The 24458-nt window shown below is 70.7% G+C and carries 28 protein-coding genes and 5 pseudogenes; 19 read left to right on the top strand and 14 right to left on the bottom strand.

The window, feature by feature from the left end; translation table 11 throughout:
* Positions 1 to 14 precede the first annotated feature (14 nt).
* Complete coding sequence (locus HK415_RS05540) at positions 15 to 512, bottom strand: Lrp/AsnC family transcriptional regulator (protein ID WP_171557174.1); 498 nt, start codon at positions 510 to 512, stop codon at positions 15 to 17.
* 87 nt (positions 513 to 599) lie between these two features.
* Between HK415_RS05540 and HK415_RS05535 the strand changes: the two genes are divergently transcribed.
* From HK415_RS05535 to HK415_RS05515, 5 genes are all read left to right on the top strand, one after another.
* Positions 600 to 1460, top strand: coding sequence for an EamA family transporter (locus HK415_RS05535; RefSeq protein WP_309246588.1), 861 nt, complete (start codon positions 600 to 602; stop codon positions 1458 to 1460).
* Between the two features lie 192 nt (positions 1461 to 1652).
* On the top strand, positions 1653 to 2102 hold the full coding sequence (locus tag HK415_RS05530) for an SWIB/MDM2 domain-containing protein (RefSeq protein ID WP_171557171.1): 450 nt from the start codon (positions 1653 to 1655) through the stop codon (positions 2100 to 2102).
* A gap of 77 nt (positions 2103 to 2179) precedes the next feature.
* Positions 2180 to 3292, top strand: coding sequence for a saccharopine dehydrogenase family protein (locus HK415_RS05525; protein WP_171557169.1), 1113 nt, complete (start codon positions 2180 to 2182; stop codon positions 3290 to 3292).
* A 106-nt stretch (positions 3293 to 3398) separates the two neighbouring features.
* A complete protein-coding gene (locus HK415_RS05520) occupies positions 3399 to 3833 on the top strand; it encodes a DUF4166 domain-containing protein (protein WP_309246587.1) in 435 nt (144 codons plus the stop codon).
* Positions 3830 to 4219 (top strand): thiol-disulfide oxidoreductase DCC family protein, encoded by a 390-nt coding sequence (locus HK415_RS05515; protein ID WP_171557166.1) that lies wholly within the window; start codon positions 3830 to 3832, stop codon positions 4217 to 4219. Before HK415_RS05520 ends, HK415_RS05515 begins: the two co-directional genes overlap by 4 nt.
* Positions 4220 to 4222: 3 nt before the next feature.
* On the opposite strand, the pseudogene HK415_RS05510 reads toward HK415_RS05515, so the two are convergent.
* Positions 4223 to 5926: pseudogene (locus HK415_RS05510) on the bottom strand (thiamine pyrophosphate-binding protein).
* Between the two features lie 39 nt (positions 5927 to 5965).
* Here HK415_RS05510 and HK415_RS05505 point away from each other — a divergent pair.
* The 5 genes and pseudogenes from HK415_RS05505 to HK415_RS05485 all read left to right on the top strand — a co-directional run bounded on the left by HK415_RS05505 (position 5966) and on the right by HK415_RS05485 (position 10948).
* Positions 5966 to 6615: pseudogene (locus HK415_RS05505) on the top strand (TetR/AcrR family transcriptional regulator).
* A gap of 100 nt (positions 6616 to 6715) precedes the next feature.
* A complete protein-coding gene (locus tag HK415_RS05500) occupies positions 6716 to 7690 on the top strand; it encodes a tripartite tricarboxylate transporter substrate binding protein (RefSeq protein ID WP_171557164.1) in 975 nt (324 codons plus the stop codon).
* 19 nt (positions 7691 to 7709) lie between these two features.
* Positions 7710 to 8873 (top strand): Gfo/Idh/MocA family protein, encoded by a 1164-nt coding sequence (locus tag HK415_RS05495; protein ID WP_171557161.1) that lies wholly within the window; start codon positions 7710 to 7712, stop codon positions 8871 to 8873.
* 10 nt (positions 8874 to 8883) lie between these two features.
* Entirely contained in the window at positions 8884 to 10068 is a 1185-nt protein-coding gene (locus HK415_RS05490; RefSeq protein ID WP_171557159.1) for a dihydrodipicolinate synthase family protein, read from the top strand.
* Between the two features lie 2 nt (positions 10069 to 10070).
* Positions 10071 to 10948 (top strand): annotated as a pseudogene (locus tag HK415_RS05485) (sugar phosphate isomerase/epimerase family protein).
* Between the two features lie 4 nt (positions 10949 to 10952).
* Here the strand turns inward: HK415_RS05485 and HK415_RS05480 are convergent.
* The gene (locus tag HK415_RS05480) at positions 10953 to 11501 is read right to left on the bottom strand and encodes a bactofilin family protein (RefSeq protein ID WP_171557156.1); all 549 of its coding nucleotides are present in this window, start codon (positions 11499 to 11501) and stop codon (positions 10953 to 10955) included.
* 214 nt (positions 11502 to 11715) lie between these two features.
* Between HK415_RS05480 and HK415_RS05475 the strand changes: the two genes are divergently transcribed.
* Positions 11716 to 12429, top strand: a complete 714-nt coding sequence (locus tag HK415_RS05475) for a hypothetical protein (RefSeq protein WP_171557154.1) — start codon at positions 11716 to 11718, stop codon at positions 12427 to 12429.
* Between the two features lie 6 nt (positions 12430 to 12435).
* Here the strand turns inward: HK415_RS05475 and HK415_RS05470 are convergent, their stop codons facing one another.
* Positions 12436 to 12981 carry a histidine phosphatase family protein gene (locus tag HK415_RS05470; protein ID WP_171557151.1) on the bottom strand — a complete coding sequence of 182 codons (546 nt, stop codon included), beginning with the start codon at positions 12979 to 12981 and terminating at the stop codon, positions 12436 to 12438.
* A gap of 68 nt (positions 12982 to 13049) precedes the next feature.
* On the opposite strand from HK415_RS05470, the gene HK415_RS24595 reads away from it, so the two are divergent.
* The 3 genes from HK415_RS24595 to HK415_RS05460 are packed head-to-tail and all read left to right on the top strand — an operon-like array spanning position 13050 to position 14520.
* Positions 13050 to 13571: an aldo/keto reductase gene (locus tag HK415_RS24595; protein ID WP_253261777.1), complete on the top strand. Its 522-nt coding sequence runs from the start codon at positions 13050 to 13052 to the stop codon at positions 13569 to 13571.
* A complete protein-coding gene (locus HK415_RS24590) occupies positions 13571 to 13936 on the top strand; it encodes an aldo/keto reductase (protein WP_253261776.1) in 366 nt (121 codons plus the stop codon). The genes HK415_RS24595 and HK415_RS24590 overlap by 1 nt, the downstream gene beginning before the upstream one ends.
* Positions 13933 to 14520 carry a DUF6064 family protein gene (locus HK415_RS05460; RefSeq protein WP_171557148.1) on the top strand — a complete coding sequence of 196 codons (588 nt, stop codon included), beginning with the start codon at positions 13933 to 13935 and terminating at the stop codon, positions 14518 to 14520. Before HK415_RS24590 ends, HK415_RS05460 begins: the two co-directional genes overlap by 4 nt.
* 6 nt (positions 14521 to 14526) lie before the next feature.
* On the opposite strand, the gene HK415_RS25855 is transcribed toward HK415_RS05460, so the two are convergent.
* From HK415_RS25855 to HK415_RS05445, 4 genes are all read right to left on the bottom strand, one after another.
* Positions 14527 to 14751 carry a general secretion pathway protein GspB gene (locus HK415_RS25855; protein WP_171557146.1) on the bottom strand — a complete coding sequence of 75 codons (225 nt, stop codon included), beginning with the start codon at positions 14749 to 14751 and terminating at the stop codon, positions 14527 to 14529.
* A gap of 480 nt (positions 14752 to 15231) precedes the next feature.
* Positions 15232 to 15852: a peptidoglycan-binding protein gene (locus HK415_RS24580; protein WP_253261775.1), complete on the bottom strand. Its 621-nt coding sequence runs from the start codon at positions 15850 to 15852 to the stop codon at positions 15232 to 15234.
* Between the two features lie 526 nt (positions 15853 to 16378).
* Positions 16379 to 16828, bottom strand: coding sequence for an ExeA family protein (locus HK415_RS24575; protein ID WP_253261774.1), 450 nt, complete (start codon positions 16826 to 16828; stop codon positions 16379 to 16381).
* A gap of 52 nt (positions 16829 to 16880) precedes the next feature.
* Positions 16881 to 18110 carry an MFS transporter gene (locus tag HK415_RS05445; RefSeq protein ID WP_171557144.1) on the bottom strand — a complete coding sequence of 410 codons (1230 nt, stop codon included), beginning with the start codon at positions 18108 to 18110 and terminating at the stop codon, positions 16881 to 16883.
* A 71-nt stretch (positions 18111 to 18181) separates the two neighbouring features.
* Between HK415_RS05445 and HK415_RS05440 the strand changes: the two genes are divergently transcribed.
* Complete coding sequence (locus HK415_RS05440; protein WP_171557141.1) at positions 18182 to 19006, top strand: AraC family transcriptional regulator; 825 nt, start codon at positions 18182 to 18184, stop codon at positions 19004 to 19006.
* Between the two features lies 1 nt (position 19007).
* Here HK415_RS05440 and HK415_RS05435 read toward each other — a convergent pair whose 3' ends face one another.
* The 4 genes from HK415_RS05435 to HK415_RS05420 are packed head-to-tail and all read right to left on the bottom strand — an operon-like array spanning position 19008 to position 21039.
* The gene (locus HK415_RS05435) at positions 19008 to 19817 is read right to left on the bottom strand and encodes a sulfite exporter TauE/SafE family protein (protein WP_171557139.1); all 810 of its coding nucleotides are present in this window, start codon (positions 19815 to 19817) and stop codon (positions 19008 to 19010) included.
* Between the two features lie 3 nt (positions 19818 to 19820).
* Positions 19821 to 20261 (bottom strand): YeeE/YedE family protein, encoded by a 441-nt coding sequence (locus tag HK415_RS05430; RefSeq protein ID WP_171557136.1) that lies wholly within the window; start codon positions 20259 to 20261, stop codon positions 19821 to 19823.
* Positions 20262 to 20272: 11 nt separating this feature from the next.
* Positions 20273 to 20704 (bottom strand): YeeE/YedE family protein, encoded by a 432-nt coding sequence (locus HK415_RS05425; RefSeq protein WP_171557134.1) that lies wholly within the window; start codon positions 20702 to 20704, stop codon positions 20273 to 20275.
* Positions 20701 to 21039 carry an ArsR/SmtB family transcription factor gene (locus tag HK415_RS05420; protein ID WP_171557131.1) on the bottom strand — a complete coding sequence of 113 codons (339 nt, stop codon included), beginning with the start codon at positions 21037 to 21039 and terminating at the stop codon, positions 20701 to 20703. Before HK415_RS05420 ends, HK415_RS05425 begins: the two co-directional genes overlap by 4 nt.
* Positions 21040 to 21131: 92 nt before the next feature.
* Between HK415_RS05420 and HK415_RS05415 the strand changes: the two are divergent.
* Positions 21132 to 21991, top strand: a pseudogene (locus HK415_RS05415) (MBL fold metallo-hydrolase).
* A gap of 147 nt (positions 21992 to 22138) precedes the next feature.
* Positions 22139 to 22522, top strand: coding sequence for an NUDIX domain-containing protein (locus tag HK415_RS05410; RefSeq protein ID WP_216369736.1), 384 nt, complete (start codon positions 22139 to 22141; stop codon positions 22520 to 22522).
* A 28-nt stretch (positions 22523 to 22550) separates the two neighbouring features.
* Here the strand turns inward: HK415_RS05410 and HK415_RS05405 are convergent, their stop codons facing one another.
* The gene (locus HK415_RS05405) at positions 22551 to 22976 is read right to left on the bottom strand and encodes a hypothetical protein (protein WP_171557128.1); all 426 of its coding nucleotides are present in this window, start codon (positions 22974 to 22976) and stop codon (positions 22551 to 22553) included.
* Between the two features lie 235 nt (positions 22977 to 23211).
* Here HK415_RS05405 and HK415_RS05400 point away from each other — a divergent pair.
* Positions 23212 to 23996: pseudogene (locus HK415_RS05400) on the top strand (SDR family oxidoreductase).
* 1 nt (position 23997) lies between these two features.
* Here HK415_RS05400 and HK415_RS05395 read toward each other — a convergent pair.
* Entirely contained in the window at positions 23998 to 24135 is a 138-nt protein-coding gene (locus HK415_RS05395; protein ID WP_171557125.1) for a DUF3096 domain-containing protein, read from the bottom strand.
* A 119-nt stretch (positions 24136 to 24254) separates the two neighbouring features.
* Here HK415_RS05395 and HK415_RS05390 point away from each other — a divergent pair, with 119 nt between their 5' ends.
* Complete coding sequence (locus HK415_RS05390; RefSeq protein ID WP_171563182.1) at positions 24255 to 24455, top strand: DUF3079 domain-containing protein; 201 nt, start codon at positions 24255 to 24257, stop codon at positions 24453 to 24455.
* The last annotated feature ends 3 nt before the right edge of the window (positions 24456 to 24458 follow it).

Below are 24458 nucleotides of genomic sequence, written 5' to 3'. Positions count from 1 at the left end.
GCTGCTGCGCGGCGCTAGCGCCCGGTCACCTTCCTGATCGCCGGCTTGATGTTCTCGCGCCGCGCCGGCAGCACGGCGAAGTGCTCGCGCGGCATGTTCAGCACGATGGAGGTCGAGGTTTCGGCCAGCAGGCAGAACTTGGTCACCACCGCGTCCAGGTGCTCCACGTCGATCACCGCGATTTCCAGGATCCAGCTGTCCTCGCCGGTCACGTTGAAGGCATTGACCACCTCCGGCGTCTGCTCGATCAGCTGCAGCATCCGACCGTACTCCACCCGGCCGGCCCGCACCAGCGCGCGGATGCCGTAGCCCAGGCGTTGGTAGTCCACCACCGCCCGGTAGCCCTTGATGAAGCCGGCGATCTCCAGCTTGCGCACCCGCTCGGTCACCGCCGGCTGCGACAGGTGCACCTTGCGCCCGAGCTCCGCCATGCTGGTGCGGGCGTCCCGCTGCAGCTCTTCCAGGATGCGGGTGTCATAGGCGTCCAGTTCGGGAACTTCGGTCGATGGCATCGATAACCTTCAAAACAAAGGCGACTTGCGCCAGCGACCTTGAATCATGCATGGAACAGCCGGCGAAGGCAACCTAGCATCTCCCGCATGACCACCACCGCCCTGCCCGCCCGCGGCGCCGGCACGCCCGCGCTGCTGCTGCCCGCCCTGCTCGCCTGCTACGTGATCTGGGGCTCCACCTACCTGGCGATCCGTCTGGCACTGGCGAGCTTTCCGCCCTTCTTCCAGATGGGCACCCGCTTCCTGGCCGCCGGCGCGCTGCTGATGGCGTGGGTGCTGTGGCGCGCGCGCAGCGGCGCGGTGCGCCTGCCGACGCTGCGGGAATGGCGCAACGCGCTGGTGATCGGCACGCTGATGCTGGGCGGCGGCATGGGCCTGACCGCCAGCGCGGAGCAGCACGTGGGCTCCGGCCTGGTGGCGGCGTTCATCGCCGTGACGCCGATGCTGGTCTGCGGCTGGGGCCTGCTGTTCGGCCAGCGGCCGCACCGCCTCGAGCTGGCCGGCATGGTGGTGGGCGTCGCCGGTGTGCTGCTGCTGGTGCGCGGCGCGAGCTTCGGTGCCTCGCCCGCGGCACTGGCCAGCATCGCGGGCGCCACGCTCGCATGGTCGCTCGGCTCCGTGCTCTCGACGACGCGCCTGCCGCTGGCTGCGGGCGCCGCGGGTTTCGCGAGCGAAATGTTGTGTGGCGGCGCGGTGTTGATGGCGCTTTCTCTCGCACTGGGTGAGCAGTTCGTCGCGCCGCCGCAGCCGCTCGCGCTCGCGGCGTGGATCTATCTCGTGGTGTTCGGCTCGCTGATCGCGTTCAGCGCGTACCTCTACCTGCTCGCGCATGCGAGCCCCGCGGTGGCCACGAGCTACGCCTTCGTGAACCCCGTGATCGCGCTCGCACTGGGCGTTTCCCTCGGTGGAGAGGCGCTCTCGGGGGCGAATGGCTCGCGTGCGGAGTGATCCTCGCGGGCGTGTTGCTGATCTTCAGAGGGAAAACGGCCTCGCCGCGCGGATGAAAAAGCAACATTTCCCAATGAAAAACCCGTTTTCCGCTTGGACACGCCGTTTTTCTCCATTAGCATCCGCAGTGCCAGTGAGAGTGCAGTTTTCCACTGGTAGGTTCCAACCAAACTTCTAGAAGGAAATTCAATCATGGCAACTGCAAAGAAGGCGGCAAAGAAGGCCCCGGCGAAGAAGGCCGCCGCGAAGAAGGCTCCCGCGAAGAAGGCTCCGGCGAAGAAGGCCGCAGCGAAGAAGGCTCCTGCGAAGAAGGCCGCACCGGCCAAGAAGGCAACTGCGAAGAAGGCCGCTCCGGCCAAGAAGGCTGCTGCGAAGAAGGCTCCCGCCAAGAAGCGCACCCCGAACGCAGCATTCATGAAGCCGCTGACCCCGGACCAGTCGCTGGCCGCCGTCGTGGGCTCGGCTCCCCTGCCGCGCACCGAGATCGTCAGCAAGCTGTGGGCCTACATCAAGAAGAACAAGCTGCAGGACCAGGCGAACAAGCGCATGGTCAATGCGGACGACAAGCTGCGCGTGCTGTTCGGCAAGGGCCAGGTGTCCATGTTCGAAATGGCTGGCCTGATCGGCAAGCACGTCAAGTAATCGGGCCTCACCGATCGCTTGAAAGGCCGGCTGACGCCGGCCTTTTTCATTGGCGCCGGCCCGCTAGACTTGTACCCATGTCCACCTGCCGCGTGCTCGTGATCGGCGGCTACGGCTTCTTCGGCCGCCGCCTGGTGCAACGGCTCGCGCGCATGCCGGGGCTGCACGTTCTGGTGGCCGGACGGTCGGCGCAGGCGGCCGCTGCGCTGGTGCAGGAGCTGCGGCCGCGTTCCGGGGCCACGCTCGAAGCCGTGGAGCTGGACGCACTGGACCAGGCACTGGGCCCCCGGCTGCTGCAGCTGCTGCCGGACATCCTGGTGAACGCTTCGGGCCCCTTCCAGCGGCACGACTACCGCATTCCCCGCGCCGCCATCGCTGGCGGCTGCCACTCCATCGACCTCGCCGACGGCCGCGCCTACGTGACCGGCATCGCGGAACTGGACGCCGAGGCGCTGGCTGCCGGAGTCCTGGTGACCAGCGGCGCCAGTTCCGTGCCGGCGCTCTCCAGCGCGGCCGCCGACCACCTCGTGCGCGGCATGCGGACGGTGCAGGCCATCGACATCGGCATCAGCCCGGGCAACCGCACCGAACGCGGCCTCTCGACGGTGCAGGCGATCCTGAGCTACTGCGGACAACCCCTGCCCGCGGCCCGCGGCCACCGCGCGACAGGATGGTCGGGAAGCCGGCGCCACCGCTATCCGGCGCCGGTGGGCAGCCGGCTGCTTTCGCCCTGCGACGTGCCCGACCTCGCGCTGCTGCCGCAGCGCTACGCAGGCGCCCCGGCGGTGCAGTTCGGAGCCGGACTGGAACTGGAGTTCCTGCACCGGGGGATGAACCTGATGGCCTGGTGCGCGCGCAAGGGGCTGGTGCGCGACTGGGCGAAGCACGCGCGTGCACTCAAGCGCGCCGCGGACCTGTTCCGTCATCGGGGCAGCGATGCCGGGGCGATGCATGTCACGGCAACCGGGTTGGCCGCGGATGGACAACCCGTCACCCGAACCTGGCAGCTGGTCGCCAGCCACGGGGATGGTCCCTTTGTCCCCACGCTCGCGGCGGCCGCGCTGGTGCGCAAGATGCGCGCGGGCGCGCCGCTGCCCGCAGGCGCGATGCCCTGCGTCGGCCTGCTGACGCTGGAAGACATCCTGCACGAGGCCGACGGCCTGCACATCACCACGGAAACCGTCGCATGAGCCAGCCATCGCTCTACCAGCGCGCACTCGGCGCGGAATTTTCCCGGCTCGCACCCGCGTTGCGCAGCTTCCATTCCCTGGCCGGAAGCCACCGGCTTGCCGGCTGGTGGAAGCGGATGCGCCCGCGTCGGCGCCCGCGCGACTGCTTGCCTGGTGCCTCGGTTCGCCGCAGCGCGCGCACCAGGGCCGGCTGCGCTTCGAGCTGGACGCGAACCCGGACGCGGAAGTGTGGACGCGGCACTTCCCGGGCAAGACCATGCGCTCGCGCCTGAGCGGCGGACCGCTGCTGGTGGAGCAGCTGGGTCCCGCGCGCCTGACCTTCGCCCTGGCCGCCGCGGATCCGGGTCTGGTGATGCGGCTCGTGCGCCTGCAATTCCTGCGCGTGCCCTGCCCGCGCTGGCTGATGCCGCACATCGTCGCCGAGGAGTCCGGCACCGGCGGCCGGCTGAATTTCCGCGTGCACGCATCGGTGCCCGTATTGGGAACGGTCGCCAGCTACCGCGGCTACCTGGAACTGCCCGTGGCGGAGGATGCGCCGTGATCGTGGTGTTCGACGCGCAATGCCTGCTGTGCAGCCGCTGGGTGAAATTCCTGCTGAAACATGACAGGCGCGGAATCTTCCGCTACGCGTCCATCCAGGGAGCGCACGGGCGCGACTTGCTGGCGCGCGCCGGACTCAGTCCGGACGGGCTGCAGACTCTGTTGCTGGTGGACGGCGAGCGCACCTGGCAGCAGACCGGTGCGATCCTGCGGGTCCTGCACGCTCTCGGCTGGCCATGGCGCGCCGCCTGGCTCGGTTGGCTGGTTCCGGCGCCCCTGCGCGACGCGGCCTACCGCCTGGTCGCGCGCAATCGCTACGCCATCTTCGGCCGTTCGGAAACCTGCCTGGTGCCGCCGGCAGCCGAGGCCGGCCGCTTCATCGACTGAAGGTCAGCCCTTCTTCAGCGCCGCTTCCCGGATCCCCGTCAGAGTCCCGCGGGTGGTGATCACCTCCGGGTCCAGCATCACCTCGATCACCGTGCCCTGCTTGCGCTCCAGCGCAGCCAGCAGCGCCGGTTCGAACTCCTCGGTGCGCGTGATGCGGATGCCTTCGTAGCCGTAGGCCTTGGCCAGCGCCACGAAGTCGGGGTTGGCCAGCTGCGTGCCGGCGCCTTCCACGCGCCTGGGGTACTCGCGCTCCTGGTGCATGCGGATCGTGCCGTACATGCCGTTGTTCAGCAGGACGATGATGGAGCGGGCGCCGTGCTGCGAGGCCGTCGCCAGTTCCTGGCCGTTCATGAGGAAGTCGCCGTCGCCCGCCACGGTGAGCGCGATGCGGCCGGAGATGATGTTGGCCGCGATGCCCGCCGGCACGCCGTAACCCATGGCGCCCGAGGTCGGCGCGAGCTGCGTCTTGTGGCCCTTGACCAGCCCGTGGTGCTTGAAGAAGCGGTGCGTCCAGGACGCGAAGTTGCCCGCGCCGTTGGTGACCAGCGCATCGGCCGGCAGGCGCTTCTGCAGCGTCGCGACGATCGCCGGCATGTCGATGCTGCCCGGCAGCTTCTGCGGCACCAGGTTGGCCAGGTAGTCGGCGTTGGCGGCAGCGGTCCAGTCGGCCCAAGGCAGGTCCGGCGGTGCCGTCAGCACCTCGAGCGAGCGCGCGGCGGCGTTCATGGTGGCGTTGATCGCGAGGTCGGCCTGGTACACGCGGTTCAGTTCCTCCGCGCTGGCGTGGATGTGCACCAGCTTTCTGCGCCGGCTTGGGCGGCGTCAGCAGCGTGTAGCCGCTGGTGGTCATCTCGCCCAGGCGCGGGCCGATGGCGATGATGAGGTCGCTCTCGCGCACGCGCGCCGCCAGCTTCGGGGCGATGCCGATGCCCACGTCGCCCGCGTACTGCGGGTGGTGGTTGTCGAAGGTGTCCTGGAAGCGGAAGGCATTGCCCACCGGCAGCTTCCAGTTCTCGGCGAAGCGCTGCAGGGCCTGCGCGGACTGCGGCGTCCAGCCGCCGCCGCCGGCGATCACGAAGGGCTTCTTCGCCGCCAGCAGCATCTCGCGCAGCGTGCGCAGCGCGCCCGGGTCGCTCCAGGACTCGACCGCTTCCACGCGCGGCATGGGTCGGGCCGCGGTCTCCTTGGTCAGCATGTCCTCCGGCAGCACCAGCACCACCGGGCCGGGGCGGCCGTTCATGGCGGTGGCGAAGGCACGGGCCACGTACTCGGGGATGCGATTGGGGTCGTCGATGCGCTCCACGCGCTTGGCCATGCCCTTGGTGCTGGGCCCGAAGAAGCTGTTGTATTCGACTTCCTGGAAGGCCTCGCGGTCGCGCTGGTCGCTGGCGACGTCGCCGACGAACAGCACCATGGGCGTCGAGTCCTGGAAGGCCGTGTGCACGCCGATCGAGGCATTGGTGGCGCCGGGGCCGCGGGTGACGAAGCACACCCCGGGCGGTTGGTCATCTTGCCGGCCGCTTCGGCCATGAAGGCGGCGCCTCCTTCCTGCCGGTTGATCACGAACTGGATCTGCTCGCGGTACTTGTGGAAGCCGTCGAGCACCGCGAGGTAGCTTTCGCCCGGCACGCCGAAGGCGTGCGTGACGCCCTGGGCCACGAGGCATTCGACGATCAGGTGACCTGCGAGCTGGCTGTCTTGGGACATGGTGCTTGACTTGATTAACTGGATGGTGAATTATCCGGCATGGCCCGAGAGACAAGCCCTGCCGGCGAAGAGCGACTGCGCGATGCCGACCGCTCGCAGAACACCATCTTAGCGGCCGCCCGCGACGAATTCGCCGAGTACGGGCTGGGCGGGGCGCGCATGGACCGCATCGCCGAACGCGCGGCCCTCAACAAGCGGCTGATCTACTACTACTTCGAGGACAAGGAGAAAAGCTGTTCCAGGCGGTGCTGGAGCAGGCCTACCGCGACATCCGGGAGCAGGAGGCGCAGTTGCACCTGCTGGACCTCGAGCCGGCCACCGCCGTGCGCCGCCTGATCGAGTTCACCTGGAACTACTACCTGGCCCACCCGGAGTTCATGACGCTGCTGAACAGCGCCAACCTGCACAAGGCACGCCATCTCGCCGAATCGAAGCGGGCGCGTGAACTCAACTCGCCCCTGATCGAGACCCTGGCCGGCGTGCTGGAGCGGGGCCGGCGCGACGGCAGCTTCCGCGGCGGCGTCGACCCCGTGCAGCTCTACGTGTCGATCGCCGGCATGGCCTATTTCTACCTCTCCAACAGCTACACGCTGTCGGCGATCTTCGGCCGCGACCTGCTGGCGCCCAAGGCGCGCAGCGAGCGCCTGTCGCACATGACCGAGGTGATCCTCGGCTACCTCTCCCGCTAGCAGGCGGCCGTGCTTGCCAAGGCCGCCGTCGGCCCTATAATTCACCGTTTAGTGAATTAGACCCGTGAACTGACCACCCCCATCCACAGGAGACAAGCCCGTGAAATTCACCCGCCGCACCCTGGCGCTCGCCGCCTTCGCCCTCGCCGCCCCCTTCGCCGCCACGGCGCAGTCCGGCTACCCGAACAAGCCGGTCCGCGTGATCGTTCCCTTCGCGGCGGGCAGCACCACGGACATCATCGCCCGCGCCATCAGCGACAAGATGGCGCAGAGCCTGGGCCAGCCGGTGGTGGTGGAAAACCGCGGCGGCGCCAGCGGCACGATCGGCCAGGCGCTCGTGGCCCAGGCCGCGCCGGACGGCTACACGATCATGGTCCACTCCTCGTCGCACACGGTCAGCCCGCACACCTTCGCCAAGCTGCCCTTCGACACGGTCGCCGACTTCGTGCCGGTCACCCCCATCTCCTCCACACCCAACGTGCTGGTGATCTCGCCGTCCAAGAACATCAAGACCCTGCAGGAACTGCTGGCCTACGGCCGCGCCAATCCCGGCAAGCTGAACTTCGCCTCCGCCGGCCAGGGCAGCGCCACCCACCTCAACGCCGAGAAGTTCAAGCTGGCCGCGAAGATCGAGGCCGTGAACGTGCCCTTCAAGGGCTCCGCGGAAGCGGTGACGGAGGTGATGTCCGGCCGCGTCGACTACTACTTCTCGCCGATCGCCCCGGTGATCGGCCAGATCCGCAGCGGCCAGCTGCTGCCGCTGGCCGTGGGCTCGCCGCGCCGCGCCGCCGCCCTGCCCGCGGTGCCCACGACCGCCGAAGCCGGCGTGCCCGGCTCGGAATTCAACTTCTGGATCGGCATGTTCGCGCCCAAGGGCACGCCGGCCGCGATCGTCAACCGCCTGCAGGACGAGGTGGTCAAGGCGCTGGCCACGCCCGAGGTGAAGGAGCGCTTCAACACGCTGGGCGCCGACGCCTGGACGCTGGAGCCGGCGCAGTTCGACGCCTACATCCGCGACGAAATCAAGAGCAACGCCGCGCTCGTCAAGGCCGCCGGCCTGCAAGTGCAGAACTGAACGCACAGGAAGCCATCCCATGCCCACCCAGAGACTCGGAATCATCATGCACGGCGTCACCGGACGCATGGGCATGAACCAGCACCTGATCCGCTCCATCGTCGCCATCCGCAAGCAGGGCGGCGTGACGCTGTCCAACGGCGACAAGGTCATGCCCGACCCGATCCTGATCGGCCGCAACGCCGAGAAGATCGAGGCGCTCGCCAGGGCCCACGACATCGCGCGCTGGGGCACCGACCTCGACGCCGCGCTGGCCAACCCGGACGACACGGTGTTCTTCGACGCGGGCACCACGCAGATGCGCCCCAAGCTGCTGGCCAAGGCGCTGCGCGCGCGCAAGCACGTGTACTGCGAAAAGCCGATCGCCACCACGCTGGGCGAGGCGGTGGAGATCGCCAAGATCGCCGAGAAGTCCGGCCTGAAGCACGGCGCGGTGCAGGACAAGCTGTTCCTGCCCGGCCTGCGCAAGCTGGACATGCTGCGCCGCGCCGGCTTCTTCGGCCGGATGCTGTCGCTGCGGCTGGAGTTCGGCTACTGGGTGTTCGAGGGCGACCTGCAGCCGATCCAGCGCCCCAGCTGGAACTACCGGGCCGAGGACGGCGGCGGGATGATCCTGGACATGATGTGCCACTGGCGTTACGTGCTGGACAACCTGTTCGGCGAGGTCAAGTCCATCACCTGCCTGGGCGCCACCCACATCCCGCAGCGCTGGGACGAGGACGGCAAGCCCTACCAGGCCACCGCAGACGATGCCGCCTACGCGATCGCCGAACTGGTCGGGCACAACGGCGAGCCGGTCGTGGCGCAGCTGAACATGTCCTGGGCCACCCGCGTGAACCGCGAGGACCTGGTCACCTTCCACGTCGACGGCACGCACGGCTCCGCGGTGGCGACGCTCACCGAGTGCAAGGCGCAGAGCCGCGTCAACACGCCGCGCCCGGTGTGGAACCCGGACGTCAAGCAGACGATGAACTTCAGCGAACAGTGGCAGGAAGTGCCGGACACGCAGGTGTACGACAACGGCTTCAAGATCCAGTGGGAGCACTTCATCCGCCACGTGGTGGAAAACGCGCCCTACCAGTGGACGCTGCCGGAAGGCGCCAAGGGCGTGCAGCTGGTGGAAGCCGCGCTGCAAAGCTGGAAGGAACGCCGCTTCGTCGACGTCCCGCCGCTGCAGTTCTGAGGACCGCGCGATGGCCTTGACCCTGAAGCTGCCCACGCGCGCCGGCGCGCTGGAAACCTACACGCTGGCCGGCACCGCGCCGGTGCACCCCACCAAGGGCGTGAAGTTCAACCGCATCGCCTACTCCGCGGCCCACGTGGTGGCCGACCCGCTGGCGGCCATCGACCCCTGGCTGCAGTGCGCGGTGGACTGGGACGCGACCATCGCCTACCGCCAGCGCCTGTGGTCCCTGGGCCTGGGCGTGGCGGAAGCGATGGACACGGCGCAGCGCGGCATGGGCCTGGACTGGCCCACCTCGCTGGAGCTGATCCGCCGCTCGCTGGACGCCGCGCGTGACGTTCCCGGCGCGCTGGTGGCGTCCGGCTGCGGTACCGACCACCTGGCGCCCGAGGATGCGAAGAGCGTCGACGACGTGATCCGCGCCTACGAGGAGCAGATGGCCGCCATCGAGAAGCTCGGTGGCAAGCTGATCGTGATGGCCAGCCGCGCGCTGGCCCGCGTGGCCAAGGGTCCCGCCGACTACGAGCGCGTCTACGGCCGCATCCTCACGCAGGCGAAGCAGCCGGTGGTGCTGCACTGGCTGGGCGACATGTTCGACCCGGCGCTGGCCGGCTACTGGGGCACCAGGGACGTGGACGCGGCCATGGACACGGCGCTGGGCATCATCGCCGCGCATCCGTCCAAAGTGGATGGCATCAAGATCTCGCTGCTGGACAAGCACAAGGAGATCGCCATGCGCCGGCGCCTGCCCGCGGGCGTGCGCATGTACACGGGCGACGACTTCAACTATGCCGAGCTGATCGCCGGCGACGGCTGGGGCGACACCCCGGTGCACGGCAGGAGCGACGCGCTGCTGGGGATCTTCGACGCGATCGCGCCCGCCGCGAGCGCCGCGCTGGGCGAACTCGCGCAAGGCAACATCGCGAAGTTCCACGCGATCCTCGGCCCCACTGTGCCGCTGTCGCGCCACATCTTTGCCGCGCCGACGCGCTTCTACAAGACCGGCGTGGTGTTCATGGCCTGGCTCAATGGCCACCAGAAGCACTTCACCATGGTGGGCGGGCAGCAGAGCACGCGCAGCCTGCCGCACCTGGCCGAACTGTTCCGCCTGGCCGACGCGGCCAACCTGCTGGAACAGCCGGAGCTGGCGGCACGGCGGATGAAGACGCTGCTGGCGCTGCACGGGGTCGAATGAGCATGCGCGACTTCTCGCGGGACCACCGCTGGCTCTCCATCAACACCGCCACGGTGCGCAAGAGCCGGGGTGTCGACCTGCCGCTGCCGGAGATCATCGAGGCCTGTGCGCGCCGCGGCATCCGCGCGATCTCGCCCTGGCGCGACCAGGTGGCGGCGGCCGGGCTTGGGACGGTGTCGCGCCTGGTGCGCACGCACGGCCTGGAGCTTTCGGGCTACTGCCGCGGCGGCATGTTCCCGGCGGCCGACGCGGCCGGCCTGCAGGCGGCGCGCGACGACAACCGCCGCGCCGTCGACGAGGCCGCGGAGCTGCAGGCGAAGTGCCTGGTGCTGGTGGTGGGGGACTGCCCGGCGCGCTGCAGGGCCGGCCGGCGCACAAGGACATCGCGCTGGCGCGCACGCAGGTGCGCGACGGCATCGCCGAACTGCTGGAGTACGCGAGGAAGGCGGGCATGCCGCTGGCGATCGAGCCGCTGCACCCGATGTACGCGGCCGACCGCGCGTGCATCAACACCATGGAGCAGGCGCTCGACACCTGCGACGCGCTCGACCCGGCACGCACCGGCGCGCTCGGCGTGGCGCTGGACGTGTACCACGTGTGGTGGGACCCCAAGCTGCAACAGCAGGTCGCGCGCGCGGGCCGAGACCGGCTGCTCGCCTTCCACGTGTGCGACTGGCTCACGCCCACGGCCGATCTGCTGAACGGCCGCGGCATGATGGGTGACGGCGTCATCGACATCCCGCGCATCCGGGGCTGGGTCGAGGAACAGGGATTCTCAGGCTACAGCGAGGTGGAGATCTTCTCCACCGCGAACTGGTGGCAGCGGGCGCACGACGAGGTGCTGGACACCTGCATCGCGCGGCACCGCAGCGCCGTCTAGGCGCTTACTGGACCGGCTGCAGCGGGCGCGTGGCGGCCGGCTTCTCGGCGGCGGCAGCGGGACGCGGGCTGGTGGCAGCGGCAGCGGCGGATTCGACTTCGCCGGAGAGCTGGCCGCCCTCCTCGATCACCACCTTGCCGTAGCGGACCTTGCCCGTGACCTTGCCCGTGGCGAAGATCACCAGCTTCTGGCGCACCGTCAGGTTGCCGTCGAACAGGCCGCGGATCTCCGCCACGTCGATCTCGGCGGAGCCCTTGAAGGAGCCGCGCTCGGAGATCTGGATCACGCGCGAGTCCATCGTGGCCTCGACCGAACCTTCCACGACCAGGGTGTCGCAGTCGGTGATCTCCACGCCCTTGAGCTTGATGTTCGGGCCCACGGTCAGCTTGCTTTCGCCTTCCTTGGTCGGCGTGGCGGCGGGAACCGGCGTGTTCTGCACGGCGGCGGCCGGTGCCTGGCCCGCGGCGGCGGCGGCGTTGGGGCTCACGCCGGTACGGGGGTATGCGTCTTCGCGCTTGTTGTTGTTGTTGAAGAACGGGGATTGCAGGGCCATGAAGCTGTTTCCTCTGAGAATGAAAGCGAAGAGCTGCGATGCTACGCAGCAGGGCCCTTACAAGTTCAACGCGTGGCGCAAGAAGGGTAACCAATGGCGTTGCAGGGCGCCTACGCTTTCCGCAGCGCGCGCGCAATCCCCCGCGTTGCCGTGCATTCGCTCCTTGCATGCTGCCGCGCCTGCCTTCACCATGTGGGCGAGGACGGAGGGAACAATGCGAAAGAATTCCTGGTTGCGGATCCTGTGCGGCGCCGGCGCGCTGCTGGCGGGCATGACGGGAGCGCTGGCCGCCGACGCCGCGCGCGACCACGACGAATTCGAGGTGAGCGTGGCCAACCTGCTGGTGGTGCTGCGCGAAAGCCCCGGCGCCAACAAGCAGGACGAGACCCTCACCCCCTTCGGCAAGATCCAGGCGACGCTGCCGGACGGCCGCGAGGTGGAATTCGAGGCCAGCTGGTTCCAGTACCTGGGCGACATGCACCTGCGCCTGGTGTTCGACGGCAGCCGCCGCGTGCAGAGCGCCTCGCCCGAAGACCTCGAGAAGCTTCAGCTGTCCCCCGACGAAGCGCTGCAGCAGGCGGTGGACAACCTGCGCCGACGCTACGGCGCGCCCGTGGCCGAGCCGTGGAGCGGCGGCCTGATGCAGGTGCACGGCAACGCGCCGGAACTCGATAGCAGCTATTTCCTGGACCGCGGCTTCTGGCTGGAGCAGCTGCGCGACTCGCCCGCCGGCGTGGTCGCCGCCGTGCCCCGGCGCGGTGGCCTGGTGTTCGCGCGCGCCGACGACGACTCCGCGGTCGCCACGCTGCGCTTCAGCGCCGCCGCCCTGTTCGCCAGCAACGAGGGCACGCGCATCTCCTCGGGCCTGTACCTGTTCAAGGACGGTCGCTGGTCCGTGTTCCAGCCGCCGCAGAAGCCGGCCGACTGAAGGGGCCTAGCCGGCCGAGAGCCGGCCCGCGACGCGGAAGCCGCCCCCTGGCTGCGGCGTCAGCACCACCATCTCGCCCGTGCCCGGCGACTCGCCGGTGAGCGCATGGGTCGTGGACCCGTGCGTGACCATGAAGAGGTTGCCCCCTTCGGGACGCCGCACCAGCTTGCGCAGCTCGGCGACCTGCTGTGCCTCCAGCTCGCGCCGGCCGAACAGGTTGCCCAGTGAACGCTCCACCTCGGCTTCGCGCCCGAAGGCCAGCCGCGCCGTTTCCAGGCAGCGGCACCAGGGGCTGGAAAGCAGCCGCGCCACCGGCACGCGGCGCTCGCGCAGCACCTCGCCGAGGCGGCGTGCATCGGCGCGGCCGGCGTCGCTCAGGTTGCGCTGCGTGCCGCAGGCCTCGAGCCGGAAGCCCGGCGGATCGCCCACGCCCGGATCGGTGACGGCATGGCGCACCAGCACCACCTGGCCACCCGATTGCAGCAGCCGCCAAAGGGCTTCGTCGGCGCGCGCCGTGCCCCAGGGGACGCAGCCGCACCGACGAGCAGGCACTGCAGGATCGCTCTGCGTTGCATGGGATCACCTCCAGCGGGGACATGCGGGCATGGTAGTGTGCCGCCATGAAGCGCCGCACGCTGCTGCAATGGTCCGCGCTGGCGGCCGCCGGCCCCGCACTCGCCCAGGGCGGGCCGCTCACGCGCGCCATCCCGTCCTCCGGCGAGCAGCTTCCCCGCGTCGGATTGGGCACCTGGATCACCTTCAACGTGGGCCAGGATCCGCCCGCCCGTGCGCAGTGCGCGCAGGTGGTGCGCGCCTTCCTCGAAGCCGGCGGCCGGCTGGTCGATTCCTCGCCCATGTACGGGTCCTCGCAGGGCGTCGTGGGTGATGCGCTGCGCGGCCTGGGCGCGCAACAGAAGGTGTTCTCCGCCGACAAGGTCTGGACCAGTGCCGATGGCGCGTCCCAGGCGAGAAACTCGCGCAAGCTGTGGCAGGTGCCGCGCTTCGACCTGCTGCAGGTCCACAACCTGCTGGCCTGGGAGAAGCAGCTGCCGCTGCTGCAGGCCATGAAGGAGCGCGGCCAGCGCGCTACGTGGGCATCACCACCTCCGAGGGCCGGCGCCACCGCGAGTTCGAGCAGCTGATGCGCAGCCACAGGCTGGACTTCGTGCAGTTCACCTACAACCTGCTGGACCGCGAGGTGGAAGAGCGGCTGCTGCCGCTGGCCGCCGAGCGCGGCATGGCCGTCCTCGTGAACCGCACCTTCCAGGAAGGCGCCCTGCTGCGCCGGCTGGAGCGCCACCCCCTGCCGCCGTGGGCCGCGGAGATCGAGTGCGCGAGCTGGGCGCAGTTCGCGCTGAAGTTCGCCATCAGCCACCCGGCGGTGACCTGCGCGATTCCCGCGACGCGGCGCGTGGACCACGTGCGCGAGAACATGGCGGCGGCGCGCGGCCGCATGCCCGACGAAGCCATGCGCCGCCGCATGGCCGCGCACGTCGCCGGCCTATGAGCGAGTGGGCCGGCTACGGCCTGTCCGATTTCCTGATGTTCTCGCCGCAGACCTACTGGCGGCTGGTGGCGCGCTACAACGCCGCCTGGTGGCCGGGGCAGGTGCTGGCCGCAGCCGGTCCTGCCATCCTGTGGCTGCTGCTGTGCACGCCCCGCGCGTGGGCGACGCGTGGCACCTTGCTGCTGCTCGCGCTGGCCTGGGCGTGGGTGGGCTGGGCCTTCCACTGGCAGCGTTACAGCGAGGTCTTCCTGGCCGCACCGTGGCTGGCAACCGCCTGCGCGGGGCAAGCCGCCCTGCTCGTGGTGGCCGCCGCGCGGCCGGGGCATGACGGTGGACGCGGTTCCGGCCCCGGCGCGTCCCTGCTGCTGGCCGCGGCCTTGCTGTATCCGCTGCTCGCCCCCGTCACCGGCCACCCATGGCAGGAGGCGGAGGTGTTCGCCTTCATGCCCGATCCCACGGCGATCGCCACGCTCGGAGCGCTGCTGGGCCTCGCAGGCCTGCCGTGGTGGTGCCGCGCCGGCCTGGCCGTGCTGCCGCTGGCCTCGCTGTCGCTCGGGATCGCGACCCGCTCGCTGGTCGGCTAGGAAGGCTCAGTAGCCGACGCTGTAGCGGTAGCCGCGAAAGCGCAGCACCGCAGTGCCGGCGCGGATCTGTTCGAGCACCACGCCGGGTGCGACCTCGGCGCCTTCCGACAGCACCTGCCCGCCGACCACCAGCATGCGCTGCGCGGCGTTCTCGGAGTGCACGCCGCCGGAAATCGCGAGCTTGGGAAGATCCTTCTGGACCTCTGCCGGCAGTTCGGCTTGCGCATACACGCGATCGGCTGCGGGTGCCGTCGCGGCGGGACGCGCGGTAGCGACCGCGGGGGTGCCGAAGCCGCGACCGGCGCCGAAGCGTCCGGCGACGGCGCGAGCGGCGTGGCCGCCGGTACCGCGGCCGGCGCCGCGGCCACCCGCGCGTGATCGGGCGTTCGGCCACGGGCGCGGGCAGCGTCACCGGCGCGGGCGGCAGCACCGCCACCGCCGGCACTGGAGGTGCCGAGGTGATCGCGACCGGCCGCACCGGAACCGGCGCGGGGACGGGCACAGTCGCGCTGCGCTGCTGCCAGATGAGGGCCGCGCCGACGACGCCTGCCAGGATCACCAATGCCGGCCACAGCCAGGCCGGTGCGCCGGCAGACGCCTGCGTCGCGCTACCGGCCGAGGGCTGGGCATGGATGCCGCGTGCCGGATCGCGCTCACGCTCCGCGTCGGCCTTGCGCAATGCATCGAGGATGTACGACATGCGCTGCTGCTTCAGGGTTGCTCGCGCAGGCGCGGCTCTTCCACGCCGGTCACGCGATTGAGTTGCATGTAGGTCAGCGGGCCCGGGCGGCCGTCGGCCGGCAGGCCCTGCGCCACCTGGAAGGCGCGCAGTTCGGCGCGCAGCCGCGCGTCGAGCCTGGCGGCACCGGCGGGCGCAGGCTCGCCCCGCACCGTCGCGAGCCGGGCGGCGACCCATTCGATGGACGGCCCGCCCGCGCCGTCCTTCAGCCGCTCGCGGTAGCCGTCCGGGGCGCGCCACAGGGTGGCGAAGTCGCCCTGCCAGCGTTCGGCCAGCGCCGCCAGCGTGACGGTCTGCTCGGTGCCGGCGGCACGCAGCGTCGCCGTCTGCGAAGTGAGGGACGTGAGGATGGCGTAGGAAGGCTGGCCGGTCTGCGCGTCGAGCGTGACGATGCCGGGCCGTCCCAGCTGCCGGATCAGGGGCAGGCTGACGTTCCTGCTGAAGCACAGCACCTGCTCGCGCGCGAGCGCCGCGCAGGGCTCGCCCTGGGGCACCGGCACCTTCCAGGCCTGCGCCAGTTCGCGCCAGGCTTCCTGCTCGTCGCGCAGCAGCGTGGGGCGTGGGGCGGCCGCCACGCGCAGCGGCGCCGCCACGGGCGCCGGCTGTTGCAGGGCGGGTGCCGCCGCGAGCACACGGGGCGCGGCGCCGGCTCGATCGCGCGGTTCGCCGCCGCGAGCAGGCCGGCACCGGCGGCCAGGCCCAACGCGCCCGCCAGCGCGGTGCGCGACCAGCCGCGGCGCACGCGCGAGCCCTGCGGAAACACTTCCGCCGCGGCCCGGTTCACGATGCGCCGCGTCACCTGCGCCTGCCCGCCCGCGTACGCGCCGAGCAGCGCCCGGTCGCACAGCAGGTTGATCCGGCGCGGCACGCCGCCGCTGGCCGCATGCACGCGGCGCAGCGCGGCACGGTCGAAGGGCAGCGGCCGCTCGAGGCCGCAGACTTCCAGCCGGTGGCGCACGTACTGCGCGCTTTCCTCCTCGGCCAGCGCACGCAGGTGGTAGCGCGCGATCACGCGCTGCGCGAGCTGTTCCAGTTCGGGGCGCGCCAGCATGTCGCGCAGCTCGGGCTGGCCGATCAGGATGATCTGCAGCAGCTTGCGCTCGCTGGTCTCCAGGTTGGTCAGCAGGCGCAGCTGTCCAGCACCTCCGGTGCGAGGTTCTGCGCCTCGTCGATCACCAGCACGTTGTTGCGTCCGGCCGCATGCGCCTGCAGCAGGAAGGCGTTGAGCGGGTCGAGGTAGTCCTTCACCGTCGCCGGCCGCTGCGCGGGGATGGCCACGGCCACGCCGAACTCGTGGCACACGGTCTCCAGCAGCTCCAGCACGGTGAGCTTGGGATTGAAGATGTAGGCGAGGTTGACGTGCGCCGGCACCTGCTCCAGGAAGCAGCGGCACACGGTGGTCTTGCCGGTGCCGATCTCCCCGGTGAGCAGCACGAAGCCGCCGCCGCCCTGCACCCCGTACAACAGGTGCGCCAGCGCTTCGCGGTGCTGTTCGCTCATGAAGAGCAGGCGCGGGTCGGGAGCGATCGAGAACGGCTCCTGCCTCAGCCCGAAATACGCGGCATACATGGGCACTAGGATAGCGCGCCCATGTAACGGAGCGCGCGGGGACAAGCCCGGGTCAGGCCGGGGCCAGCACGGTGCGCCGCACCCGGCGCACGTTGAAGGCGCTGGCGATCAGCAGCAGCTGCAGAGCCACCAGCACCATCCACACCTCGCGGTACCGCGCGCTGTCCATCAGCGCGCCGAACACCAGCGGCGCGATCGCCTGCCCCACGTCCAGCCCGGAATACACGACGCCGTAGACCCGGCCGGTGGCGTTTTCAGGGGTGGAACGCTTGACCAGCATGTCGCGCGAGGGTCCCGCCGTGCCGCTGGCGAAGCCCATGGCGCCGAACATCACGGGCACCGCCGCGGCCGCCACCGGGGCGAAGGCGATCATCAGCGCCAGCAGCGCGGCGATGCCGAAACCGACGGCCACCACCCGCTCGCAGCGCGCCGGATCGGAGGCGAGGAAGCCACCCAGAACGGTGCCGCCCGCGCTGCAGACCATGTACGCCGTGACGCAGACCGCGACCAGCGCCACCGGCATGCCCACGATCTGGCGTGCCGCCATGGGCGCGAAGGTCTGCACGCCGGTGAGCACGCCGGCATAGACCAGGAAGAAGACGAAGCACATCCATACGGCGGGAATGCGCAGGAAGCCGAGGCTGCCGCCGTCGCCGGCCGCCGCGGCCGCCGTCGGCTTGGGAGCCGGCGGAAGCTCCAGGCTGGCCCGCTGCAGCCACAGCACGGCCAGCACCACCAGCGCGACGCCGCCGGCCACCGCCAGCGCGACCCGCCAGTGGAACGCGATCGCGATCGGCACGACCACCGCCGGGCCGAGCGCCCAGCCCAGCGCGCCGGTGATCCCGTGCACGCTGTAGGCGTGGCCCAGGCGCGGCGCGCTCACCTTGCGATTGAGCAGCGTGTAGTCCACCGGGTGGAACACCCCGTTGCCGATGCCCGCCACCACCGCCATCAGCGCCATCACCCAGTAGCTGGGCGCCAGCGCGAAACCGAAGGCGGCGGCGGCCACCAGCGACAGGCCGCCGAACAGCACCGGGCGCGGCCCGAAGCGGTCCACCAGGAAGCCCGATGCGGTCTGCATGCCGCAGGAGACGACGAAGAAGATCGTCATCAGGAAGCCCAGCTGGGTGTAGCTGGCGTCCAGCGCGTCCTTCAGCCACGGGAACAGCGGCGGCAGGATGAGCTGGCTGAAATGGCTCACCATGTGGGCGATGCCGACCAGGCCGATCACGCCTGCATCGCGCTTGAAGGGCACCGGGTGCGACAGGGTGGCGGACGTCATGGCGGGATCGTACGGGCGGCGCGGGTTTTCCGGAATGCGATGGAAGGACAGAAATCGTCGAAAATCCGCCAATGCCGCCGCGCCGCTCCGTCGTGCTCCACAGCGATGCCGACCTGTTCCAGCCCACCCGCGGCCGGCCCGTGCGCGTGCGCTCGCGCAACATCGCCGCCGACGCGCACTTCGAGCCGCACCGCCACGCCTGGGGGCAGATCGCCTACTGCGCCACCGGCATCCTGCAGGTGAGCGCCGCCGACGCGGGCAGTGCCAGCGGCGAGGTGACCTACATCGTGCCGCCCTCGCGCGCGGTGTGGATCGCGCCGCGCGCCCTGCATTCGGTGCACGTGCTGGAGGCCGCGCACTTCCGCACCGTGTACATCGACGCCTCGGTGGCCCCGCCGGACTGGAACGGCTGCCGCGTGCTGGTCGTGTCGCCGCTGTTCCGCGAACTGGTGCCGGCGCTGGACGAGCCGCAGCTGCCGCGCGCGCGCGAGGCGCTGCTCACCGAGCTGCTGCTGGACGAACTGCGCGGCGCCGGCACGCAGGAGCTGGGCGTGCCGCTGCCGCCCGCGCAGGGCGGCGACAAGCGCCTGCGCGCCTTGTGCGAAGCCGTGCTGGCCGCCCCCGCCGAACGCGCCACGCTGGCGCAATGGGCGGCCAGTGTCGGTGCCAGCGAGCGCACCATGGCGCGCCTGTTCCGCGAGCAGCTGGGCACCGGCTACCAGCAGTGGCGGCAGCAGGCGGTGCTGGCGCACGCCCTGCCCCTGCTCGCGCGCGGCGTGCCGGTCGGCCAGGTGGCGCTGGCCACCGGCTATGCGAGCGAGAGTGCCTTCACGGCCATGTTCAAGGGAGCGATGGGGCAGCCGCCCAGCCGCTTCCAGCCGCGCGCCGCGGCCTGAGTCAGAGCGCCGCGCGCACGACCAGGCCCGCCGCCACCAGCAGCGAGACCACCGCGAAGCCCTGCTGCAGCCGCGGCCCGCGCAGGTGCTGCGCCCAGGCCCGGCCGGCGAGCAATCCGGCCACCGCTCCGGCGGCGAAGGGCGCGGCCACGCCCCAGGCCACGTGGCCCTGCGCGGCGGCGAAGCCGGCCGTCCCGAGCGACACCAGCGCGATCACGCCCATGGAGGTGGCGATCACGCCCTGCATGGTCAGGTCGGTCAGCAGCAGGAGTGCCGGCACCAGCACGAAGCCGCCGCCGACCCCGAGCAGGCCCGACAGCAGCCCCGTGACGCCGCCGGTGAGCACCAGCAGGCCCGCGCACGGCGCGGTCCAACGCAGGCGGCCGGTGGCGGGATCGCGCCGGCAAGGCGTCGTGGGCGGGCGCGCGGGTTCCTCGCCGCGCAGTTCGCGGTTCGCCTGCAGCAGCATGCGCGTCGCGGCCAGCGCGAGCACCGCGGCGAACAGCAGGACCAGGGGCCGCTCCGGCAGGCGATGCGCGAGCCACTGCCCCAGGGGCGCCATCAGCAGGCCGGCGGCGGCCATGACGCCGGCGGCGCGGTAGCGCAGCGTGCGCGCGCGCAGCGCGAGCGCCGCCCCCACGCCGGCGGCGAGCGCGACCGCCAGCAGACTGATCGGCGCGGCCTGCGCCACGGTCAGGTGCAGCCCGAAGAGAAGGAGCGGCACGGCGAGGATCGCGCCGCCCGCGCCCGTGAGCGCGAGCACCAGGCCCACGCCCAGCCCCAGGGCCGGTGCGAGCAGGGTGGCGCCCATGGCCTACTTTCCGGCGTTCAGGGCCGGCGCGGCACCTTGCGCGCTCAGGTCGTGCACCGCCATGCCGGCAAGCATGGCCAGCGCGAAGACCAGCGCCTGCCAGTGCCCGGCGCCCAGCGACACCAGTGCGGGCCCGGGGCAGAAGCCGGCCAGGCCCCAGCCGATGCCGAACACCACGCTGCCGATCACCAGGCGGCGGTCGATCTCGCCGCTGGCGGGCAGGTGCATCGCGCCGCCCAGGAAAGCGGTGGTGCGCCGGCGCGCGAGCGCGAAGGCGAAGAAGCCGACCACGACCGCGCCGCCCATCACGAAGGCGAGCGAAGGGTCCCAGGCGCCGGCGAGGTCCAGGAAGCCCTGCACCTTGCCGGGATCGGTCATGCCCGAGAGGATCAGGCCGAGCCCGAACAGCAGGCCCACGAGGAATTCGACGAAACGGTTCTTCATGCCAGTCCTCCTCAGGCCATCACGTGCCGCAGCACGAACACGACGGCGAAGCCGGCGGCCATGAACGCGAGCGTCGCGACCATGGAGCGCGGCGACAGGCGCGCCAGGCCGCAGACGCCGTGGCCGCTGGTGCAGCCCGAGCCGTAGCGCGTGCCCCAGCCCACCAGCAGCCCCGCCACCACGAGCAGCGCGGGACCGGCCTCGATGCGCGGTGCCACCGGCGTGGCGAACAGCGACCACAGGACGGGCGCGAGCAGCAGGCCCGCCAGGAAGGCCATGCGCCAGCCGGCGTCGCCGCGCCGCGGCCGCACCAGGCCGCCGAGGATGCCGCTGATGCCCAGCACGCGGCCATTGAGCAGGATGAACAGCGCGGCGGCGACGCCAAGCACGATGCCGCCGGCCAGCGAGGTCCAGGGCGTGAAGTGGGTCCAGTCCAATGTCATTTGCGTGATCTCCTCGTCTTGCCGGTGGGCACGCAGAACTGGGCGTACAGCACCTGCAGCACCGCCATCGCCTGCGGGCTGGCGATGCTGTAGTAGATGTTCTTGCCTTCGCGCCGCGTCTCGACCAGGTTCTCCTCGCGCAGCACGGCAAGCTGCTGCGACAGCGTGGGCTGCTGCACCCCCACCGCGTCCTGCAGTTCGCCGACGTTGCGTTCGCCCTCGGCCAGCTCGCACAGCAGCAGCATGCGGTCCGGGTTGGACAGCACCTTCATCAGCGCGCATGCACTCTCCGCCGCTTCGCGCATCGCGACCTTGTCCACCAGCGGTTCATCCATTACTGTCATCCTCTCCGTTCGCATCCCGTGCGCAACAATCTATTAATCGATATACTATCACCAACTTAATTCAATTGCACGGAGGTCCCGCGATGCACCCCCAGGTCCGATCCTTCCATGACCCCGCCACCGGCACCGTCACGCACGTGGTCTACGAAAAGCCCGGCTCCGCATGCGCCATCGTAGACCCGGTTCTGGATTTCGACGCCAAGTCCGGTCGCACGGGCACGGCCTCCGTGGAAAAGGTGGCGGACTTCATACGCGCGCAGCAGCTCCGGGTGGAATGGATCCTGGAAACGCATGCCCACGCCGACCACCTGAGTGGGGCGGCGTGGCTGCGTGCGCGCCTCGGCGGCCGCATCGCCATCGGCGCCGGCATCACGCGCGTGCAGGGCGTTTTCCGGCAGCTGTTCAACCTGGAACCCTCCTTCGCGGCGGACGGCCGCCAGTTCGACCACCTGTTCGCCGACGGCGAGAGCTTCCGCATCGGCTCGCTGGAGGCGCGGGTACTCGCCATGCCCGGCCACACGCCGGCCTGCGTGGCCTACCAGGTGGGCGACGCGGTGTTCGTGGGCGACACGCTCTTCATGCCGGACGTGGGCACGGCCCGCTGCGACTTCCCCGGCGGCAGCGCGGTGCAGCTGTATCGCTCGATCCGCCGCCTGCTGTCACTGCCGCCGGCCACCCGACTGTTCATGTGCCACGACTACCCGCCGGCCGGGCGCGCGCCGCGCTGGGAAACGACGGTGGCCGAACAACGCGCGTCCAACATCCACGTGCATGACGGCGTGACCGAGGAGGACTTCGTCGCCATGCGCACCGCGCGCGACGCGACCCTGGAGATGCCCCACCTGATCTGCCCGCGATCCAGGTGAACATCCGCGCCGGCCAGATGCCGCCGGCGGAAGCCAACGGCGTGACCTACCTCAAGATCCCGGTGGACGCGCTGTAGCAGCCTGCGCGCCGGGAGGTCCTACACTCGCTGCGTGTCCACCATCCGCAGTGCCGGCCTCCTGATGTTCCGTCGCCGTCCGGGCGTGACCGAGGTGCTGCTCGCGCATCCCGGCGGACCGTTCTGGTCGCGGCGCGACGAGGCTGCGTGGACCTTGCCCAAGGGCGAGATCGCCCCGGGGAGGAGCCGCTGGCCGCCGCGCAGCGGGAGTTCCTGGAGGAAACCGGTTTCGCCAGCGCGCCGCCCTTCCTGCCGCTGGGCGAGCTGCGCCAGAAGAGCGGCAAGCGCATCAGCGCCTGGGCCTTCGAAGGCGATGCGGATCCCGCCGCGCTGGTGAGCAACCTGTTCGAAATGGAGTGGCCGCCGCGTTCCGGTCGCATGCAGTCCTTCCCGGAGGTGGACCGCGTGCGCTGGTTCGGGCTGGAGGAGGCGCGCCGCAAGCTGATCGCTGGGCAGGCCCCCTTCATCGACAGACTGGTGCAGTGCCTGGAGGGCCGCGGCCCCGCCGCCGAGGTGCCCGCGATATCCTGACGCTCGGTCCTGCGTGCTGCCGGCGCGCTCAGGCGGTGGCGTACACCGGCTGGTTGGCGGCGCCCGCGTTCGCGGGCAAGTAGCCGACGTCGGCCAGTTCCTCTTCCTCTTCACGGATGCGCTGCTCGGACAGCGCGGCGTGCTCCCAGGCCGCCTGGATGGCCTGCATCGCTTCCTCGATGCTCAGGCAGGAGTCTCCCTTGATGCGGACCCAGTTGGCGCACAGGGACTTCTCGGCTTCCTCGAAGCGGCCGCCGTACTGGGCGTATCCGATGTAGCCGACGCAGTAGGCCGGGGCGTAGTCTTCATAGCAGCACTCACCGCGGAAGTACGGCTGGGCCCAGTAGACGCTTTGCCAGTAGGCGTCCTCCCGGTCCGGGTTGACGCGGCCGTCGATGCGGACCTCGGGTTCGTCTGCTTGTTCCTGCCAGAAATCCTGTGCGATGGCGGTCATGGCCGTCTCTCCGTGTGTGTTTGCTGGGACGAATGATCCGAAAAGAGGCAGCCCGGCCGTGTAGGACGTCCCGGCCGCGATGCTGTCGGAGGCCGCACCTGCGAAGTGCAGGCGGCTCCCCCGGGGTCGAGCGAAAGGCGCCATCGGCCGAGCCACCCGCGGCGCCGCGTGTCGCCTGGGCGGCTTGCGCGCGCCCGCACAGCCCGGATACTGGCGCCACTTTCCGGAGGCAAGCATGGAAATCAGGGACAAGGTGGTCGTGGTGACCGGCGGCGCCAGCGGCATCGGCGCCGGCATGGCAGAGCGCTTCGCGCGCGAAGGTGCCCGTGGCGTGGTCGTCGCCGACCTGGACCTGGAGCGTGCCCAAGGCGTGGCGCGGGGCATCGGCAGCCAGGCCGTGGCGCTGCGCTGCGACGTGAGCCGCGAGGCCGACATCCAGGAACTGGTGCGGCAGGCGCGCGAGCGCTTCGGCCGCATCGACATCTACTTCTCCAACGCCGGCATCCTCGGCCGCCTGGGCGGCCTGGAGCTGGAGGACGCGCTCTGGGACAAGATGTGGCAGGTGCACGGCATGGCGCACGTGTGGGCCGCGCGCGCCGTGATCCCCGAGATGGTGGAGCGCGGCGAAGGCTACTTCCTGGTGACCGCTTCCGCCGCCGGGCTGCTGAACATCGTCGAGTCGGCGCCCTATGGCGTGACCAAGCACGCCGCCGTGGCCATCGCCGAGTGGCTGCGCATCGCCTACGGGCGCCGGGGGTGCGCGTGTCCTGCCTGTGCCCGCAGTCCGTGCAGACGGACATGACCCGCGACGGCACCGGCTCGGCGGGCATCAACGGCGTGCTGACGCCCGCACAGGTGGCCGAGGTCGTGGTGCAGACCATGCGCGACGAGCGCTTCCTCGCCCTGCCCCACCCCGAGGTGGCGCAGTACTTCCAGGCCAAGGGGCAGGACTACGACCGCTGGCTGGGCGGCATGCAGAAGCTGTACGCGCAGCACATGGGCCAGCCGCCGCAGCGCTGAACTAGCGGCCGAAGATGCCGATCAGCCCGGTGACGATCAGGTACAGGGCGATGATGTAGTTCAGCAGCTTGGGCATGATGAGGATCAGGACACCGGCGATCAGGGCCGCGACCGGGCCGAGCTGGTTGAGGTATTGCATGGTGGCTCCCGCCGTGGTGAGCGGGCCAGTATGCGGCGGCGTGCGCGCGCCGGGGGAACGGACGCAGTTGACGCAGAGCAATCCCCTGACGCCAGTGGGTACCCAGAATGGCCCGCAGCATGGCCAAGAAGTTCCCCATCCACCCAGCCAACCCGCAGCGCACCTGCTGGGGCTGCGACCGCTACTGCGCGGCCGACCAGATGATCTGCGGCAACGGCACGGAACGCACGCAGCATCCCATCGAGACCTTCGGCGAAGGCTGGGAACGCGAGGGGCTGGATCCGGTGAAGCCGGACGAGGAAGCGGCCGGCGGCCGCTGATGC

It is taken from the genome of Ramlibacter montanisoli, from assembly GCF_013087525.1.
Classification (GTDB): domain Bacteria; phylum Pseudomonadota; class Gammaproteobacteria; order Burkholderiales; family Burkholderiaceae_C; genus Ramlibacter; species Ramlibacter montanisoli.
Note: the sequence above shows the minus strand (reverse complement) of the source record. Positions and strands in the feature narration are given on the sequence as shown.

Excerpts from the sequence above, each read along its gene's own strand:
- HK415_RS05540 (WP_171557174.1), bottom strand. The coding sequence starts at position 512 with ATGCCATCGACCGAAGTTCCCGAACTGGACGCCTATGACACCCGCATC.
- HK415_RS05535 (WP_309246588.1), top strand. The coding sequence starts at position 600 with ATGACCACCACCGCCCTGCCCGCCCGCGGCGCCGGCACGCCCGCGCTG.
- HK415_RS05530 (WP_171557171.1), top strand. The coding sequence starts at position 1,653 with ATGGCAACTGCAAAGAAGGCGGCAAAGAAGGCCCCGGCGAAGAAGGCC.
- HK415_RS05525 (WP_171557169.1), top strand. The coding sequence starts at position 2,180 with ATGTCCACCTGCCGCGTGCTCGTGATCGGCGGCTACGGCTTCTTCGGC.
- HK415_RS05495 (WP_171557161.1), top strand. The coding sequence starts at position 7,710 with ATGCCCACCCAGAGACTCGGAATCATCATGCACGGCGTCACCGGACGC.
- HK415_RS05490 (WP_171557159.1), top strand. The coding sequence starts at position 8,884 with ATGGCCTTGACCCTGAAGCTGCCCACGCGCGCCGGCGCGCTGGAAACC.
- HK415_RS05480 (WP_171557156.1), bottom strand. The coding sequence starts at position 11,501 with ATGGCCCTGCAATCCCCGTTCTTCAACAACAACAACAAGCGCGAAGAC.
- HK415_RS05475 (WP_171557154.1), top strand. The coding sequence starts at position 11,716 with ATGCGAAAGAATTCCTGGTTGCGGATCCTGTGCGGCGCCGGCGCGCTG.
- HK415_RS24595 (WP_253261777.1), top strand. The coding sequence starts at position 13,050 with ATGAAGCGCCGCACGCTGCTGCAATGGTCCGCGCTGGCGGCCGCCGGC.
- HK415_RS24590 (WP_253261776.1), top strand. The coding sequence starts at position 13,571 with ATGCGCAGCCACAGGCTGGACTTCGTGCAGTTCACCTACAACCTGCTG.
- HK415_RS05460 (WP_171557148.1), top strand. The coding sequence starts at position 13,933 with ATGAGCGAGTGGGCCGGCTACGGCCTGTCCGATTTCCTGATGTTCTCG.
- HK415_RS24575 (WP_253261774.1), bottom strand. The coding sequence starts at position 16,828 with ATGTATGCCGCGTATTTCGGGCTGAGGCAGGAGCCGTTCTCGATCGCT.
- HK415_RS05445 (WP_171557144.1), bottom strand. The coding sequence starts at position 18,110 with ATGACGTCCGCCACCCTGTCGCACCCGGTGCCCTTCAAGCGCGATGCA.
- HK415_RS05440 (WP_171557141.1), top strand. The coding sequence starts at position 18,182 with ATGCCGCCGCGCCGCTCCGTCGTGCTCCACAGCGATGCCGACCTGTTC.
- HK415_RS05435 (WP_171557139.1), bottom strand. The coding sequence starts at position 19,817 with ATGGGCGCCACCCTGCTCGCACCGGCCCTGGGGCTGGGCGTGGGCCTG.
- HK415_RS05430 (WP_171557136.1), bottom strand. The coding sequence starts at position 20,261 with ATGAAGAACCGTTTCGTCGAATTCCTCGTGGGCCTGCTGTTCGGGCTC.
- HK415_RS05425 (WP_171557134.1), bottom strand. The coding sequence starts at position 20,704 with ATGACATTGGACTGGACCCACTTCACGCCCTGGACCTCGCTGGCCGGC.
- HK415_RS05420 (WP_171557131.1), bottom strand. The coding sequence starts at position 21,039 with ATGGATGAACCGCTGGTGGACAAGGTCGCGATGCGCGAAGCGGCGGAG.
- HK415_RS05405 (WP_171557128.1), bottom strand. The coding sequence starts at position 22,976 with ATGACCGCCATCGCACAGGATTTCTGGCAGGAACAAGCAGACGAACCC.
- HK415_RS05395 (WP_171557125.1), bottom strand. The coding sequence starts at position 24,135 with ATGCAATACCTCAACCAGCTCGGCCCGGTCGCGGCCCTGATCGCCGGT.
- HK415_RS05390 (WP_171563182.1), top strand. The coding sequence starts at position 24,255 with ATGGCCAAGAAGTTCCCCATCCACCCAGCCAACCCGCAGCGCACCTGC.